Origin of the sequence: Rhodanobacter sp. B2A1Ga4 (assembly GCF_018101315.1) — a bacterium.
Taxonomy (GTDB): domain Bacteria; phylum Pseudomonadota; class Gammaproteobacteria; order Xanthomonadales; family Rhodanobacteraceae; genus Rhodanobacter; species Rhodanobacter thiooxydans_A.
The window spans coordinates 168,515-184,689 of the sequence record NZ_JADBJR010000005.1; the positions used below are offsets into that span (position 1 = coordinate 168,515).

Annotated in this window: 15 protein-coding genes and 1 tRNA gene; 8 read left to right on the forward strand and 8 right to left on the reverse strand. The window is 68.7% G+C overall.

Annotation, left to right across the window (positions count from 1 at the left end; translation table 11 throughout):
* The first annotated feature begins 68 nt into the window (after positions 1–68).
* Together IMW82_RS15430 and IMW82_RS15435 are read left to right on the forward strand one after the other, a co-directional pair.
* Positions 69–1,811 (forward strand): glycosyltransferase family 39 protein, encoded by a 1,743-nt coding sequence (locus IMW82_RS15430; RefSeq protein WP_211005188.1) that lies wholly within the window; start codon positions 69–71, stop codon positions 1,809–1,811.
* Positions 1,808–2,134: a tetratricopeptide repeat protein gene (locus IMW82_RS15435; RefSeq protein ID WP_211005189.1), complete on the forward strand. Its 327-nt coding sequence runs from the start codon at positions 1,808–1,810 to the stop codon at positions 2,132–2,134. The genes IMW82_RS15430 and IMW82_RS15435 overlap by 4 nt, the downstream gene beginning before the upstream one ends.
* A 12-nt stretch (positions 2,135–2,146) precedes the next feature.
* On the opposite strand, the gene IMW82_RS15440 is transcribed toward IMW82_RS15435, so the two are convergent.
* Positions 2,147–3,040 (reverse strand): lipid A biosynthesis acyltransferase, encoded by an 894-nt coding sequence (locus IMW82_RS15440; RefSeq protein ID WP_211005190.1) that lies wholly within the window; start codon positions 3,038–3,040, stop codon positions 2,147–2,149.
* A gap of 113 nt (positions 3,041–3,153) precedes the next feature.
* On the opposite strand from IMW82_RS15440, the gene dtd reads away from it, so the two are divergent.
* The 4 genes from dtd (at position 3,154) to IMW82_RS15460 (ending at position 6,624) form a co-directional block, all read left to right on the forward strand.
* On the forward strand, positions 3,154–3,594 hold the full coding sequence (gene dtd, locus IMW82_RS15445; protein WP_211005191.1) for a D-aminoacyl-tRNA deacylase: 441 nt from the start codon (positions 3,154–3,156) through the stop codon (positions 3,592–3,594).
* A gap of 168 nt (positions 3,595–3,762) precedes the next feature.
* On the forward strand, positions 3,763–5,637 hold the full coding sequence (rpoD, locus tag IMW82_RS15450; protein ID WP_108472154.1) for an RNA polymerase sigma factor RpoD: 1,875 nt from the start codon (positions 3,763–3,765) through the stop codon (positions 5,635–5,637).
* Between the two features lie 389 nt (positions 5,638–6,026).
* A tRNA-Ile gene (locus tag IMW82_RS15455) sits at positions 6,027–6,102 on the forward strand.
* Between the two features lie 324 nt (positions 6,103–6,426).
* The gene (locus tag IMW82_RS15460) at positions 6,427–6,624 is read left to right on the forward strand and encodes an Rmf/CrpP family protein (protein WP_108472156.1); all 198 of its coding nucleotides are present in this window, start codon (positions 6,427–6,429) and stop codon (positions 6,622–6,624) included.
* A gap of 140 nt (positions 6,625–6,764) precedes the next feature.
* Here IMW82_RS15460 and mnhG read toward each other — a convergent pair whose 3' ends face one another.
* The 6 genes from mnhG to IMW82_RS15490 are packed head-to-tail and all read right to left on the reverse strand — an operon-like array spanning position 6,765 to position 12,717.
* Positions 6,765–7,118 carry a monovalent cation/H(+) antiporter subunit G gene (gene mnhG / locus IMW82_RS15465; protein WP_211005192.1) on the reverse strand — a complete coding sequence of 118 codons (354 nt, stop codon included), beginning with the start codon at positions 7,116–7,118 and terminating at the stop codon, positions 6,765–6,767.
* The gene (locus IMW82_RS15470) at positions 7,115–7,396 is read right to left on the reverse strand and encodes a K+/H+ antiporter subunit F (protein WP_108472158.1); all 282 of its coding nucleotides are present in this window, start codon (positions 7,394–7,396) and stop codon (positions 7,115–7,117) included. Before IMW82_RS15470 ends, mnhG begins: the two co-directional genes overlap by 4 nt.
* Entirely contained in the window at positions 7,393–7,881 is a 489-nt protein-coding gene (locus IMW82_RS15475) for a Na+/H+ antiporter subunit E (protein ID WP_211005193.1), read from the reverse strand. The genes IMW82_RS15470 and IMW82_RS15475 overlap by 4 nt, the downstream gene beginning before the upstream one ends.
* The gene (locus IMW82_RS15480; protein ID WP_211005194.1) at positions 7,878–9,476 is read right to left on the reverse strand and encodes a monovalent cation/H+ antiporter subunit D; all 1,599 of its coding nucleotides are present in this window, start codon (positions 9,474–9,476) and stop codon (positions 7,878–7,880) included. The genes IMW82_RS15475 and IMW82_RS15480 overlap by 4 nt, the downstream gene beginning before the upstream one ends.
* Entirely contained in the window at positions 9,473–9,808 is a 336-nt protein-coding gene (locus IMW82_RS15485) for a Na+/H+ antiporter subunit C (protein ID WP_211005195.1), read from the reverse strand. The genes IMW82_RS15480 and IMW82_RS15485 overlap by 4 nt, the downstream gene beginning before the upstream one ends.
* Positions 9,808–12,717, reverse strand: a complete 2,910-nt coding sequence (locus tag IMW82_RS15490; RefSeq protein WP_211005196.1) for a monovalent cation/H+ antiporter subunit A — start codon at positions 12,715–12,717, stop codon at positions 9,808–9,810. Before IMW82_RS15490 ends, IMW82_RS15485 begins: the two co-directional genes overlap by 1 nt.
* A 315-nt stretch (positions 12,718–13,032) precedes the next feature.
* Here IMW82_RS15490 and IMW82_RS15495 point away from each other — a divergent pair, with 315 nt between their 5' ends.
* Together IMW82_RS15495 and IMW82_RS15500 are read left to right on the forward strand one after the other, a co-directional pair.
* Positions 13,033–13,698, forward strand: coding sequence for a response regulator (locus IMW82_RS15495; RefSeq protein ID WP_108472163.1), 666 nt, complete (start codon positions 13,033–13,035; stop codon positions 13,696–13,698).
* Positions 13,695–15,107 carry an ATP-binding protein gene (locus tag IMW82_RS15500; protein ID WP_211005197.1) on the forward strand — a complete coding sequence of 471 codons (1,413 nt, stop codon included), beginning with the start codon at positions 13,695–13,697 and terminating at the stop codon, positions 15,105–15,107. The genes IMW82_RS15495 and IMW82_RS15500 overlap by 4 nt, the downstream gene beginning before the upstream one ends.
* A gap of 10 nt (positions 15,108–15,117) precedes the next feature.
* Here the strand turns inward: IMW82_RS15500 and IMW82_RS15505 are convergent, their stop codons facing one another.
* On the reverse strand, positions 15,118–16,149 hold the full coding sequence (locus IMW82_RS15505) for a YncE family protein (RefSeq protein ID WP_211005198.1): 1,032 nt from the start codon (positions 16,147–16,149) through the stop codon (positions 15,118–15,120).
* Positions 16,150–16,175: the final 26 nt, after the last annotated feature.

Genomic DNA, 16,175 nt, shown 5'->3' on the forward strand with positions numbered 1-16,175 from the left:
GCCGCCGGTCGCCTTGCACGCGCATCGCGCAGGCTAGAATCCCTCCCTGACCTCCCACGAGTCTGCCCGTGCCATCCAGCTCCTACCGCCGTTCCGAACACCTACGCGCCGTGTGGCCCTGGCTGCCGCTGTGGACTGCCGTGGCGCTGCTGGCGATCTTCTCGCACGGGCCGATGCCGCTGTATTCCACCCGTACCCTGGCGGTGGCGTGGGAGATGTGGAGCCACGGCCATTGGCTGGTGCCGTACATCAACGGCCAGCCGTACAGCGAGAAGGCGCCGCTGCTGTTCTGGCTGATCCAGGCCGGCTGGTTCGCGTTCGGCGTCAGCGATGTCTGGCCGCGCGTGCTGGAGGTGCTGTTCGGCGGCGCGCAACTGGTACTGGTCTCGCTGCTGGCGCGGCGGCTGTTCCCGCAGCGGCCGTGGATGGCCAAGGCCGCGCCGTGGATGCTGCTGGCGTTCGGCTGCGCGTTCCTGTTCGGCCTGCAGATCATGTACGACGTGTTGCTGGCGGTGTGGACGCTGGCCGCGTTGCTGTGCCTGACCCCGAAGCCGCAACGCAGCGAGCCGCGCTGGCTGCTGTTCGGTTTGTGCGTGGGCTTCGGGCTGCTGACCAAGGGCCCGGTGATGCTGCTGCACGTGGCCTTTCCCTGGCTGCTCGGCCCGCTGTGGAACGACTGGGCCAGCCAGCACCGCGCGCGCTGGTACGGCCGCGGCGTACTGGCGCTGCTGCTCGGCGGCGCGATGCTGCTGGCCTGGGCGCTGCCGGCCGGGTTTTCCGGCGGCGAGGCATACCGGCAGCGGCTGTTCTTCACCCAGACCGCCGGCCGTGTGGTCGACAAGCTGGCCGCGGGCAAAGACCTGCAGAACCACGCCCAGCCGGTCTGGTTCTACCTGCTGTGGCTGCCGCCGATGCTGTTCCCGTTCAGCGGCTGGCCGCGCGCGTGGGTGGCCGTGGCTGGCCTGCGCCGGCCGCTGGAGCCGGGCCTGCGCTTCGCGCTGTGCTGGCTGCTGCCCACCTTCGTGGTGCTTTCGCTGATCAGCGGCAAGCAGCTGTACTACCCGTTGCCGGAACTCGGAGGCATCACCCTGTTGCTGGCCGGCGCCATCGCCGTGCTGCGCGAACGCCGGCCGAGCCTGGCCGGCAACGGCTGGCTCGGTACCTGGCCGCTGGGCGCGGGCGGCATCGTGTTCGCCGTGGCGCTGTTCCTGCTGCCGTTGCTGGTGGCCGGCAACCACCTGCATGGCGAATGGGCCGATGCCGCGGCGCCATACAGCCGCTATTTCAGCGTGGTGTTCCTGCTGCTGGGCAGCCTGCTGCTGCTGCGCGGCCGCGGCGAGCTGCGCCGGCTGGCGGTGGCCGGGCTGGTCGGCGTGCTCGCGCTCAATACCCTGTTCACGCTGACCCTGTGGCCGCGCTACGACCTGCGCCCCACCGCGCACCTGCTCGGCGCCGCCGACCAGGCCAACCGGGCGATCGCCTTCCTCGGCAACTACGAGGGCCAGTTCCATTTCGAGGGCCGGCTGACCCGCCCGATCGAGGAACTGCTGGGTAACCCGGTGGTGCAGGACCAGGCCGTGCAGGACTTCGCCCGTGCCCACCCGGATGGCCTGATCGTGGTGCGCGTGGACCAGACGGATGCGAACGACCTGCGCTACGCGCTGCTGGTGCAGCCGTTCCGCTCGTCATGGCTGGTGGTCTGGCCGGCCACCTCGCTGGCCGACCTGCGCGCCGGACACACCCCGCCGGAACCGGCTCAGCCGACGCGGATCTATCCGGCCGACGACTGGCGCTACCGCACCCAGCCATGAGCGCCGAGTTGATCGCCAGCCTGCGCCAACAGTGCGGCGGCCCACGCGACGGTGCGCTGCTGCGCTTCTCGCTGGGCAGCGCGCTGCTGGCCGACGGCGACAACGGCGCGGCGATCGACGAGCTGCGCCGCGCGGCAGGTTTCGACCCGGCGTATTCGGCGGCGTGGAAACTGCTCGGCAAGGCCTGCCTGGCCAGCGGCGACGAAACCGCTGCCGCCGACGCCTGGCGCCACGGCATCGCCGCTGCGGCGCAGCGCGGCGACAAGCAGGCCGAAAAGGAAATGGGCGTGTTCCTGCGCCGGCTGGAAAAGCCCCGGCCCTAGAATCGCGCGGGCTTAGCCCTGTTCGCGATCGTATGGGCTGATCAGGCCATCCGCCGAGTAGCGCTTGTACTGCCACTGGTACTGCGCGAAGGCCAACTCCACGCAATCCTGCACGCCCCGGTTGAGCGCGGCGCAGGCGACGGCGAGGTCGGCATCGGCCAGCCCCTGCGGCGCCGGCAGCAGGTGGATGCGATAACCGGCACCTTGCGGCAGCCGCTCGGCGAATGCGTACAGCACAGTCGCGCCGGTGCGCGCGGCCAGCCGCGGCAGCAGCACCATGGTCAGCGCCTCGCGGCCGAAGAACGGCGCGATCTGGCCTTCGCCCGCACGCGGCTTCTGGTCCGGCAGGATGCCGACCGTGCCGCCCGCGGCAAGCCGCTTGTACAGCGTGCGCACGCCAGCGCCGTCCGCGCGCACCTGCTCCGGCGCCAGCGCGCCGCGCACCTTGCGCAGCAGGCCCTCGATCGCGGCGATCCGCGGCGGCCGGTACAGGATCGCCATCGGCGTCTTGCGGCACAGCCAGTAATTCAGCAGCTCCCAGCACCCCAGGTGCGGTGCGGCGATGATCACGCCCTTGCCCGCAGCCAGCGCGGCATCCAGCAGCGCCTCGCCACGCACCTCGCGCACCAGCCCCAGCGCGCGCTCGGCGCCGGCACCCCAGACCTTGACGATCTCGCTGGCCGATTTGCCGCTCTCGGCCATCACCTCGCGCAGCAGCGCCGCCTGCGCCGTCTGGTCCAGCTGCGGCCGCACGATGCGCAGGTTCACCGCGGTGTTGTGCACCGTGCGGCCACCCCGCCACAGCAGCAGGCGGCCCAGGCCACTGCCGATGCCGTGCAGCGCGCGCAACGGCAACAGCGCCAGCAGGCGCAACAGGAGGTAGACGAGGTACATGTCGATACGCATCCGTGCAGTTTACGGGAGGCAACCCCGTGGCAGCGGGCCGCGTCGGCGGCCGGCCGCCTTTCACCGGCCGCGATGGCGCCGTAAGCTAGGCGCTTCGCCACCGTCGTGCGCCCATGATTGCCCTGATCCAGCGTGTAGTGTCCGCCAGCGTCAGTGTCGGCGACGAAACGGTCGGCGCGATCGGCCCCGGCCTGCTGGCGCTGGTGGCGGTGCAGCCGGACGACGGCGAGGCGCAGGCGAAGCGCATGCTGGAACGCCTGCTCGGCTATCGCGTGTTCGCCGACGCCAACGGCAGGATGAACCGCTCGCTCACCGACACCGGCGGCGGCCTGCTGCTGGTCAGCCAGTTCACCCTGGCCGCCGACACCCGTTCCGGCATGCGCCCCAGCTTCACCAGCGCGGCGCCGCCCGAGCACGGCCGGCGCTGGTTCGAGCGGCTGCTGGAGCTGGCCCGCGCCGCACACCCGGGGGTGGAAACCGGGCGCTTCGGCGCCCATATGGTGATCCAGCTGGTGAACGATGGCCCGGTGACTTTCTGGCTCGACACCGGCTGAACGGACGCACAGCGCGCGAGACGCGGCCGGAGCCAGCAAGGCACGGCAACACCGCGATCTGGCGCGATTTTTGCTGGTCCCATTGAAACCTTTTCTCACTTGAAAACTGGTCAAAAAAGCAGCACATCGCTATAATGTCCGGTTCTTGAACCCTGCGGCGGTCGGTGAATGAATAGCAAAGCTCCCCATGAGCAACAGTCGGAAATCAAGGCGCTCATCTCCAAGGGTCTGGAGCAGGGCTACCTGACCTACGCCGAGATCAACGACCACCTGCCTGACGACATCGTCGACCCGGAGCAGATCGAAGACATCATGGCAGTGCTCAAGGGCGTCGGCATCGAAGTGCACGACGCCGCGCCGGACGCCGACCCGCTGGCCGACAAGGCCGGCAGCAGCACCGACGACGAGGCCGCCGCCGAGGAAGCCGTCGCCCTGCTGTCCGCAGTGGACGCCGAGGTCGGCCGCACCACCGACCCGGTGCGCATGTACATGCGCGAGATGGGCACGGTCGAGCTGCTCACCCGCGAGGGCGAGATCGCCATCGCCAAGCGCATCGAGGAAGGCCTCGGCCAGGTGCAGACCGCGCTGGCCAGCTTCCCGCTGACCATCGAGCTGCTGCTGGAGGAATACGACCAGCACCTGGACGGCAAGCGCCGCCTCAGCGAGATCCTGGCCGGCTTCCTCGACCTGGAGGAAGCCGCCGACCTCGCCCGCAAGGAGAAGGAAGCCGCTGCGCTGCTGGCACCGGAGCCCGAGCCCGGTGACGACGACGCCGACGAGGACGCCGACGACACCACCGAGGACGAGGAAGAAGCCGGCCCGACCGGTCCCGACCCGGAAGAGGTCAAGCGCCGCATGGAACTGCTGCGCGACCATTACGCCAAGTTCCAGAAAGCTGCGCCGAAGGCGGCCAGCATCACCGACAAGAAGATCGTCAAGCTGCGCGACCAGATGGCCGAGGAGTTCCTCAAGCTCAAGCTGCCCAGCGCGCTGATCGACGGCTTCGTGCGCAAGCTGCGCGAGGTGGTCAACGACATCCGCCACCACGAGCGCGTGCTGATGGACATCTTCGTCAAGCAGGTGAAGATGCCCAAGGCCGAGTTCATCAAGGCGTTCCCCAGCAACGAGGGCAACCTCGAATGGGTGGCCGAGCTCAGCCGCAAGCGCCAGAAGTGGTCGCCGAACATCAAGACCTACCGCGAGGCGATCGACGCCGAGCAGGAGAAGCTGGCCGCGATCGAGCGCAAGCTGTTCCTGCCGCTGATCGACATCAAGGACATCAACCGCGCCATGGCCAGTGGCGAGGCGAAAGCCCGTCGCGCCAAGAAGGAAATGGTCGAGGCGAACCTGCGCCTGGTGATCTCGATCGCCAAGAAGTACACCAACCGCGGCCTGCAGTTCCTCGACCTGATCCAGGAAGGCAACATCGGCCTGATGAAGGCGGTGGACAAGTTCGAATACCGCCGCGGCTACAAGTTCTCGACCTATGCCACCTGGTGGATCCGCCAGGCGATCACCCGCTCGATCGCCGACCAGGCCCGCACCATCCGCATCCCGGTGCACATGATCGAGACGATCAACAAGCTGAACCGCATTTCCCGCCAGATGCTGCAGCAGTTCGGCCGCGAGGCCACGCCGGAGGAACTGGCCAAGGAAATGGAGATGCCCGAGGACAAGATCCGCAAGGTGCTGAAGATCGCCAAAGAGCCCATTTCGATGGAAACCCCGATCGGCGACGACGAGGATTCCCACCTGGGCGACTTCATCGAGGACGGCAACGCCAGCTCGCCGATCGATTCGGCCACCGAAACCGGCCTGATGGAAACCGTGCGCGACGTGCTCGCCGGCCTCACCCCGCGGGAAGCGAAAGTGCTGCGCATGCGCTTCGGCATCGACATGAACACCGACCACACCCTGGAAGAAGTCGGCAAGCAGTTCGACGTCACCCGCGAGCGGATCCGCCAGATCGAGGCCAAGGCACTGCGCAAGCTGCGCCACCCCAGCCGTTCGGAACAGCTGCGCTCGTTCCTCGACGTCGAGTAATCCGCGACGCCGGCATGACGAAGAAGCCCCGCCGATGCGGGGCTTCTTGTTGGTACCCCCCAGGAATGCACCACCGGCTCGCCACGAAGGCGCGGCTCGTCCTTCAGCGACGGCGCGCACCGGGCACGTGTTGAAAGCCCGGCCCGGCCTGGGCATGCTCGACGGCCAGGGGGAACGTCATGCAATTTTTTCGGTTGGATCACTTCGCGGGCCATCTCAACGAGACCTTCAGGGTCGAGGTCGACCAGATGAGCACGCCCTTCGTCCTGGTCGAGGCGCGGCCACTGCCGTACCAGCCGGTCGCCGGCATGCAGTTCACGCCGCCCCGTTCCGACGCGGCTCGACCAGCCGTTACGCCCCCGCGCTACGGTAAACTGCCACTCTTGCGCGGGCCTATAGCTCAATGGTCAGAGCAGAGGACTCATAATCCTTTGGTTCCAGGTTCGAGTCCTGGTGGGCCCACCAGACATCCGCGGTACGCAGCCCATGCGCCCAGGACGAGCCTGGATGGCGGCACGTTCGCGCCGCAGCCGGCGGACCGCAACCGCTGCATGGACCACGCCTGTCACACCGCCCGAAGTGTGACGAACATCACGATTCACCTGGTCGTGAAATGAAAAAATGTGAACGGTTTCACCTGTATAGCTAACCTCTCGCCGTGAGGCGACCGTCCCAGGCCATCCCCCGGCATAGATGGATCCAAGCCCGCTCTGGCGGGCTTTTCCATGCTTGAAACTTCGCTCCGCCGACCTCATCCCAGCTTTCACGACGCCCACCGAGGACGCCAGCATGGTCAAGGAAAGCGGGATGCAGTATCCGCTGCAGGCCTGGATCGAAGGCCATTACGCGCGCGATTGCGGCGAACCGCAAGAAAAGTGCCCTTACGAGCACGGCTCCACGATGGCTCTCGCCTGGCACAGGGGTTGGCGCAACCGCGAGCAGCTGGATGCCGTGAAAGACCCGGAGGCGGAAGCCGACGACTCTTGAGTCGGCGCGCAAACTGCGGCGACTGCATGGTCCATCGACTTCGCTGCACTACGCTCGGGACAAACGGGTTTTCCTGCTGCCTGCAGGCCGACTCGACGGGAGGAGGCGCCCAGGCCGGATACCATCCACCCTGACCCTGGCTATTCGTGCGGCGACGCCTGCGGCACGTCCGTCGAGCCTTCCTCACGGTCGCGGTACAGCGCCGCTCGCACCAGCAGCATCAGGGTGATCGGGGTGGTCAGGGTGAGGAACACGCCGATCAGGATCTCGTAGAAGATCGGTCGGCCGTGCTGCACCGAGAAGCAGGTGATCGAGCCGGCCAGCATGAAGAATGTGCCCAGCGTGGTGCCCAGCGTGGGCGCATGCACGCGCTGGTAGAAATTCTTCAGCCGCAGCAGGCCGAGTGAGCCGACGAAGGCACACAGCGCGCCGAGCAGCACGAGCACGGCGACGGTGATGGCCGCCCACGGTGGCAGGGCATCGAGATGGCTCATTCGATCACCTGCCCGCGCATCAGGAATTTCGACAGCGCCACGGTGCCGGCGAAACCGAGCAGGGCGATGATCAGGCCGGCTTCGACATACAGCAGGCTGCCGCTGCGGATGCCAATGGTGAGCAGCAGGATCATCGCGTTCACGTACAGCGCGTCCAGCGCCAGCACGCGGTCCTGCGCGCGCGGTCCGCGCACCATGCGGATGATCGAGAAGCTCATCGCCAGCAGCAGCAGGATCTGCGCGAGGATGATGGCGGCAGCGAGCAGGCTGTGGCTCATTGGAAGATCTCCAGCAGGGGCTGCTCGTAGCGCTGTTTGATCGAGTCGATCCAGCTCGCCTCGTCGACCAGGTCCAGCACGTGGATCAGCAACACGTTCGTGCTGGGGTCGTAGCTGACCCAGATCGTGCCCGGCGTGGAGGTGATGATGCACGCCAGCACGGCGAGACCGTAACGGTCGGTGAGGGTCAGCGGGATCGCCACGAAGCCGGAACGCATGCGGCTGTCGCGGCGCAGGATGATCCGGGCCACGGCGATGTTCGAGCGCACGATGTCGAGCACCACCCGCACGAACAGCAGACCGAGCAGCGGGTAGTTGCGCAGGTGCGCCTTCGGCGAGTGCAGCAGGCCGAACACCTTCGCCAGCGCGATGCCCAGCAGCGCACCGAGCAGGATCGTGCCGGGCGCAACGCTCTGGTTCAGCAGCAGCCAGATCAGCAGCAACAGCGCGGACAGGATCGGATACGGCAACCAGCGCCTGATCATGGCGGCGCCACCGCGGCCGGCAACACCTGGTGGATGTACGCGGCCGGCGTGTGGATCTGCCGCGCGGTGTCGCGCAGGTAGCGCAGCGGCGCCTCGACCAGCACGGTCAGCAGCAGGCACAGGCCGAGCAGGGCCAGGATGGACGCGGTCTCGCTGAGGCGCACCTTCGGGAACAGCCGCTCCGGCTCGACCCAGAAGATCTGGATGCCGGCGCGGCACATCGCGATCACCGTGCAGAAGCCGGCCACGATGACCAGCGTGAACAATACGATCGCGCCCGCCCGCGGGCCGGCCTCGAGCATCGGCGCCAGCATGGCGAACTTGGCCAGGAACCCGGACAGCGGCGGCAACCCCGCCAACAGCAGCGCGCAGGCGAAGAAGCTGCCGCCCAGCAGCACGATCGGCGCGGAGATCACCACCCGGCTCTCGTCCTCCTGCGCGTACAGGCCCTCGCCCGCCGATGCTTCGCCCAGCTGCTCGTACGGTTCCAGGCTCAAGGTGTCGTCGGTGTCGTCGTCGCCGTCGGAAGCGAGCAGGCCGGCGACCAGGAAGAACGCGGCGATCGCCAGCGTGGAAATCACCAGGTAGGCCAGCGCACCGGCGGTGACCGCCGGCAGCTGCAGGCCGATCGCGCCCAGCAGGGTGCCGGAAGAGATCAGCACGTTGTAGCCGGCCAGCTTGCCGAGGTCGCGCGCGCCCAGCATGCCGACGGTGCCGGCGATCACGGTGGCCACGCCGCCCCACAGCATCCAGCCGCTGCCGAAATGGGCGGACGCCGGGCCAGCGCCGTCGCCGAACAGCAGCAGGCTCAGTCGCAGCAATACATAGATGCCGACCTTGGTCATCAGCGCGAACATCGCCGCCACCGCCGGCGACGCGGCCGCATACGTGCGCGGCAACCAGAAGCCCAGCGGCCACATCGCGGTCTTGATCAGGAACGCCACGCCGAGGATCGCCGCGCCCGCGTGCAGCAGCGCGCGGGTGCGCTCGGGCACGTGCGGGATCAGCTCGGCCAGCGCCGCCATGTTCAGCGTGCCGGTGACGCCGAAGATCAGGCTGACACCGAGCAGGAACAGCATCGAGGCGGTCAGGTTGACCGCGATGTAGTGCAGCCCCGCGCTGACCCGCCGCGCGCCCGAACCGTGCAGCGCAAGGCCGTAGGACGCCACCAGCAGCACCTCGAAGAACACGAACAGGTTGAACAGGTCGCCGGTGAGGAAGGCGCCGTTCAGGCCCATCAGCAGGAACTGCAGCAGCGGCTGGAAGTGGCCGCCGCGATGCTGCCAGCGACCCAGCGCATACGGCAGCAGCGACAGCGACAGCACGCCGGTCAGCAACACCATCAGCGCCGACAGCCGGTCGGCCACCAGCACGATGCCGAAGCGCGCCGGCCAGTCGCCGATGCGGTACACCGCCGTCAGCGCGCCGTCGGCGGACACCGCCAGCATCAGCGCCGCGGCCAGCAGCACCAGCACGGCACACGAGGCGACGCTCAACGCCAGCACCGTGCGCCGGCGCTTCTCGCCCACCAGCAACTGCAGCGCGGCGACCAGCAGCGGCAGCATGATCGGCGCGACGATCAGGTGATTGCTCACGGCGTGCCGTCCTCGCCGTCGACGTGGTCGTTGCCGGTGAGGCCGCGCGAGGTCAGCAGCACCACCAGGAACAATGCGGTGGTGGCAAAACCAATGACGATCGCCGTGAGCACCAGCGCCTGCGGCAGCGGGTCGGCATACTGCGCGATGTCACCGTCGTGCAGCACCGGATCGGCGCCGGTGCGCAGGCCGCCGATCGAGAAGATGAAGAGATTCACCGCGTAGGAGATCAGGGTCAGCCCGATGATCACCTGGAAGGTGCGCGGACGCAGCAGCAGCCACACGCCGGAGGCGGCGAGAATGCCGATCGCGGCGGCGAGGACCAGTTCCATCAGCCCTGCCCTCCCGTCCCGGTCGCGGGCGCCTGGCGCGGGCGGCGCAACGACTGGTGCGCCAGCGCGATCAACAGCAGCGTGGTGGCGCCGACCACCACGGCGAACACGCCAAGGTCGAACAGCACCGCCGTAGCCAGCGGTATGCGCCCCAGCAACGGCAGATCAAGATACTGGAAGTATGTGGTCATGAATGGACGGCCAAACGCCAGCGAAGCCACCCCCGTCGACACCGCCAGCAGCAGGCCGGCGCCGATCCAGCGCAGCGGCAGCACGCGCAGGTGCGCCTCCACCCAGCGCGCGCCGCGCGCCATGTACAACAGGATCAGCGCCACCGACACGGTGATGCCGGCGACGAAGCCGCCGCCCGGCAGGTCGTGCCCGCGCAGGAACAGGTGCAGCCCGAACAGCAGGATTACCGGGAACATCAGCTGGATGATCAGGCCCGGGATCATCAGGTAATCGGTCAACGAATGGTCGACCGCGCCACCGCCTTCGCCCGCATCCGGCATGACCTGCCGGCGTTGCTGCAGCGGCGCCTTGATGCTCTCGGTGGCCGGGCGGAAGCGGCGCAGCAGGCCGAACACGGTCAGCGCCACGATCGCCAGCACGCTGATCTCGCCCAATGTATCGAAGCCGCGGAAGTCGACCAGGATCACGTTGACCACGTTGCGGCCGCCGCCCTCCGTGTACGCGCGCTCGAGGAAGAAGCGCGAGATCGAGTCGGCCACCGGGTGCATCATCGCCGCATAGGCCAGGCTGGCCACGCCGAGGCCGACCACGATCGCGATCAGTCCGTCGCGGCGACGGCGGAAACGGTGCGTGCGGCTCTCCGGCGCCAGCCCCTCGATGCGCTTGGGCAACCAGCGCAGGCCGAGCAGGATCAGGATGGTGGTGACCACCTCGACCAGCAACTGGGTCGCCGCCAGGTCCGGCGCCGACAGCCACACGAAGCTGACGCACGACACCAGCCCCGCGCCGCCGGTGAGCACCAGCGCGGCGAGGCGGTGGAACTTGGCCTGGCTCGCCGCGCCGATCGCGCAGGCCGCACCGAGCAGCCACAGCAGCGCGAACGCCGGATCGACGCTGGACCAGCGCGGTCGGAAGCCGAACGGCGCGCTGGTCGCGGCCAGGCCGCCGGCCAGCAGCGCCAGCAGCACGATCAGCAGCAACTGCGACTGCAGCCGGCGGCTCGGGTAGCGGCGCTCGATCCATTGCGGGATATCCGCGGCCAGCACGGCCAGCACGCGCTCGAAGATGCGCTTGCCGCTGAGCCGCCCGGTCAGCGGCGCCACCTCGCGCCCCGCAAAATAGCCGCGCAGGCGGGCGTACAGCAGGCAGCCCGCCACGAACGCGAAGATGCTCATCAGCAACGGCGTGGTCACGCCATGCCAGACCGCCAGGCTGTAGTCCGGCAGGTGGCCGGCGCCCAGCACCGAGCTCGCCGCCGCGCGCAGCGACGGGCCGATCACCCGTGCCGGCAGCACGCCCACCAGCAGGCAGGCCAGCGCCAGGAAGCCGATCGGGAAACGCATCCACAGCGGCGGCTCGTGCGGCTGCCGCGGCAAGGTGGCGGGCACGCGGCCGAAGAACACGCCGCGCACGAAACGGATCGAATAGGTCACGCCGAACGCGCTGGCGGCCACCGCGATCACCACCGAAATCGTGTTGAGCAATGGGCCCTGGCGGGCGGCCAGCGTCTCGGCGAAGAACATCTCCTTCGACAGGAAACCGTTCAGCAGCGGCACGCCGGCCATCGCCGCGCCGGCGATCAGCGCCAGCGTCGCGGTGACCGGCATGAAGCGGCGCAGCCCGCCGAGCTTGCGCAGGTCGCGCGTGCCGGCCTCGTGGTCGACCGCGCCGGCGGCCATGAACAACGAGGCCTTGAAGGTGGCGTGGTTGACGATGTGGAAGATCGCGGCGACCACGCCGAGCGCGCTGCCCAGGCCGACCAGCATGGTGATCAGGCCCAGGTGGCTGATCGTCGAATAGGCCAGCACGCCTTTCAGGTCCTGCTCGAACATCGCCGAGTACGCGCCCAGGAGCAGCGTCACCAGGCCCGTCCCGCCGACGATCCAGAACCACTGATCGGTGCCGCCCAGCACCGGCCAGAAGCGCACCAGCAGGAACACGCCCGCCTTCACCATCGTGGCCGAGTGCAGGTAGGCCGACACCGGCGTCGGCGCCGACATCGCCTGCGGCAGCCAGAAGTGGAACGGGAACTGCGCGCTCTTGGTGAACGCGCCGAGCAGGATCAGCAGCAGCGTCGGCGTGTACAGCGCATGCGCGCGCACCGCATCGCCCGCAGCGAGGATCGCGTCGAGGTCGTAGCTGCCCACGACATGCCCCAGCAGCAGCACGCCGGCGAACAGGCACAGGCCGCCGCCGGAGGTGACGATCAGCGCCATCCGCGCGCCGTCGCGCGCCGAAGGTCCGCGGTGCCAGTAGCCGATCAGCAGGAACGAGAACAGGCTGGTCATCTCCCAGAAGAACACCAGCTGGATCACGTTGCCCGACATCACGATGCCCAGCATCGACCCCATGAACGCCAGCAGCAGCGCGAAGAAGCGCGCCAGCGGATCGTCCGGCGACATGTAGTAGCGGGCGTACAGGCCCACCAGCGTGCCGATGCCGCAGATCAGCAGCATGAACAGCCAGCTGAAGCCGTCCACCCGGAACACCAGGTCCAGCCCCAGTCCCGGCACCCACGGGATCACCTGGCGCAGCACGTTGCCGGCGGCGATCGCCGGGTACAGCCAGAGAGAAAGCAACAGGCCGAGCAGCGCCGTGGCGGTCATCAGCCACGCCGCCAGGTTGTGGCTGCGGCCGCGGCCGCGCAGCAGGAGCACCACGGCGCTGGCCACGAACGGAAGGCAGATGATGGCGCTTGGCAGGGCGTTGTCAGGCATCAGTCACTGCGCTCAGTCGAAAGGTTGTCGGTGTCTCCGGCAGAAAAACCGGGGCATGACACCCTGGCCTTTTCATGAGCGTCCGCGCACTTCAGCGGATGGAACGCTTGCGTATCGCGGTCTTGCGGGCTGCCATTGCGACAGCCCGACCCATCTCAGTCGCTTCGCCCGATTCTATAGGCCGGTCCGATCGCCCGTCAAATGCGCCGGTGGCCGCCACGACCCGGCGAGCTTAAGCACTTCGTAAGCGGATCAACGGATAATCTTCCGGCAAGCCGCGCTACCGTGCGACCCTGCGGCCGAAGGAGCCTGTCCGTGCACATCATCCTGGTCGAGGACGATCCCCAGCTCGGCGCGGCGATCCAGCGCGCGCTGGAGCGCCTTGCCTATACCGTCAGCTGGCTGCGCGACGGCCGCGAAGCGCTGCTCGCGCTGCGCGACCAGACCGCCGACCTGGTCCTGCTCGACCTCGGCCTGCCCGGCAAGGACGGGCTCGACGTGCTGGTCGAGGCGCGCCGCCTGCACGTCACGACCCCGGTGATCGTGATGACCGCGCGCGACGGGCTGGACGATCGCGTGCGCGGCCTCGACGCCGGCGCCGATGATTACCTGGTCAAACCCTTCCACCTGGACGAGCTGGCCGCGCGCATCCGCTCGCTGACCCGGCGTGCGCAGGGCCTGGCCGCCAACCGCATCGACGCGGGCGCGTTGAGCCTCGACCTGGGCACGTCCGAGGTGAGTTTCCGCGGCGAGCGGGTCGAGCTGACCAAGCGTGAATTCGCCCTGCTGCAGATCCTGATGGAACGCGGCGGCCGGCTGGTGCGCCGCGAGAACCTGGAGAACTCGCTGTACGGCCTCGACAACATGGTTGGCTCCAGCGCGTTGGAAGTGCTGGTGCACACGCTGCGCCGCAAGCTGAGCTTCGACACCATCCAGACCGTGCGCGGCTTCGGCTACATGATTCCGCGGGAGCCGAAATGAGGTGGGCGAGCCCGCCGCAGCCGGCCAGCCTGCATGGCCGCTTGCGCCTGCTGATCATCGTGGTGCTGCTGGCGGTGCTGCTGCCGCTGGGCGTGCTCAGCTTCCATCGCACCATCACCGAGGTGGACGAGCTGTCCGACGGGCGGCTGGCGCAGTCGGCACGGACGCTGCAGGTGCTGATCAAGCACGCCGACATGCAGGCGCTGCAGGGACGCGCCGACGCGGACACGCTGGTGCCGATCGAAGCCACCCGCGGCAGCCCGCCGAAGCGGCACCGGAACACCTACGAGTCCGAAGTCGGCTTCCAGGTCTTCGACCGGACCGGGCGCACGAGGCTGGCTACCGCGAATCTCGCCGCGCTGCCGCCGCCGGCGACCGGCGACGCGGATTTTCGCGACGTGCAGCAAGGGCGCTACCGCTGGCGCGTGTTCACCCTGCGCGACATGGCCGACGGCGTGGTGATCCGCACCGGCGAACGTTACGACAGCCGCCACGACATCATGCATGCGGTGTGGCTGGAGCACAGCCTGCCGTTGCTGGTCGGCCTGCCCCTGCTGGCGCTGCTGGTGGGCTGGGCGGTAAGGCGCGGACTGCGCCCGCTGGAGGCGCTGACCCGCGCCCTTTCGGCCCGGAAACCGGGCAGCCATGAACCGGTGCGGCTGCCCGCTGCACCGCTGGAACTGCAACCGGTACTGGCCGCGCTGAACGGCCAGCTGGCGCGACTGGAGGATGCACTCGAACGCGAACGCCGCTTCAGCGCCGACGTGGCGCACGAGCTGCGCACGCCGCTGTCCACCGCCATGATCAACCTCGAAAGCACGATGACCACCACCGATCCGGCCGAGCTGAAACTCGGCCTCGGCAATGCCCAGCACAGCATCGCCGGGCTGGCCCGCCGGATCGAACAACTGCTGGCGCTGGCCCGGCTGGAAGCAGGCGCGGCGTCGAGCCAGCGCAGCCGCGTCGACCTGGTGGCCGTGGCGATGGGCGTGATCGAGGAGCTGTCGCCGCTGATCGCCGACAGCGGCGTGGAGCTGAGCTTCGCGCGCCTGGCGCCACAGGTGTCCGTGCAGGGCTACGAGGCCGCGCTCGCGGCCCTGCTGCGCAACCTGGTCGAGAACGCGCTGCGTCACGTACCGGCCGGCGGCCAGGTGCAATTGTCGATCGAACAGGACGAGCGCGTGGCGCTGATCGACGTCATCGACGACGGCCCCGGCATTCCGGCCGAACGCCGCGCCGGCGTGTTCGCCCGCTTTCATCGCGAAGCCGGCAGCCGCGGCGACGGCTACGGGCTGGGCCTGTCGATCGTGCTGCGCGCGGCGCAATTGCACGATGCCACGATCGAACTGCTCGACTCGCCGTACGGCAGCGGCCTGCGCGTGCGCGTGGCGATCCCGCGGCAGTCCTGACCGGCGGAGTCTAAGGCCGCCCGACGGTGAGCACGGTGAAGCTGTCCGGCTCGACCGTGCGGCGGCCATTGGCCTGCCGGGTGGCGCCCAGCCGCGCCGCGGAGAGATACAGCCGGTGCAGCTTCGGATCGAGCGCGAGCGTGCGCGCGCTGGCCTGGGTGGCAACGGTGGCGGTCACGCGGTAGTGGTCGGGATCGTCCTCGTGCACCGCCGTGATCGTGCCGCTCTGGCCGTTGCTGCTGTAGATCATCGCCTCGGCCGCGTCGAACACCACCGCGTCCGGACCATCATCGATCGCCACGTCGGCCACGTGGTGGCCATCGAGCGCATCGAGCACCGTCATCGTGCGGTTGTCGCACACCGCGAACAGGCGGTGGTGCGGGTTGTCGAGCGCCAGTCCGCTCGGCGATTCGCACGGTGCCAGCGGCCAGGTCTGCAGCAGCTTGTCGTGGATCGAATCGAGCTGGACCAGCTCGGACTTGTCCTCGATGTTCACGTAGACATGGCCGGCGCCGTCGGCCACCGCGAACTCCGGCTTGCCGGGCAGCGCGATGCTGCCGACCACCGCGTTCTTCGCCGGGTCGATCACGCTGGCGCTGGCGCTACGGCCGTTGAAAGTCAGCACGTGGTGCGAGGCACCGTCGTACAGGATCGCATCGGGGTTCTGGCCGGTGCCTGTAATCGTCGCCACGGTCTTCAGCGAAGCCAGGTCGAACACCGTCACCGACGCGCTCCTGCCGTCGCTGACAAAGCCGCGCTGCAGGTCGTCGGCGAGGGCGATACCGTGCACACCGGCGGTGTCGGGGATCGTGCCGATCTGCTTGCCGCTGTCCACGTCGACCACCAGCACGCGGTCGCCGCGGCTGACGAACAGGTGGCGGCTGGGCGCATCGAACGCCAGGTAGTCCCAGCCGCCCGGGCCGCCCAGTGCCAGCCGCGAAAGCAGGTGAGGGGCCGGTGGCGTGGCTGCCGCGGCGATCGACGGAAGAACCGCCAGCGCCAGCAGCGCAGCGGGTAGCAGCTTGCGGATCGGTCGTGCCATGGTGGTTACCCTTGACGGAAGGAGAT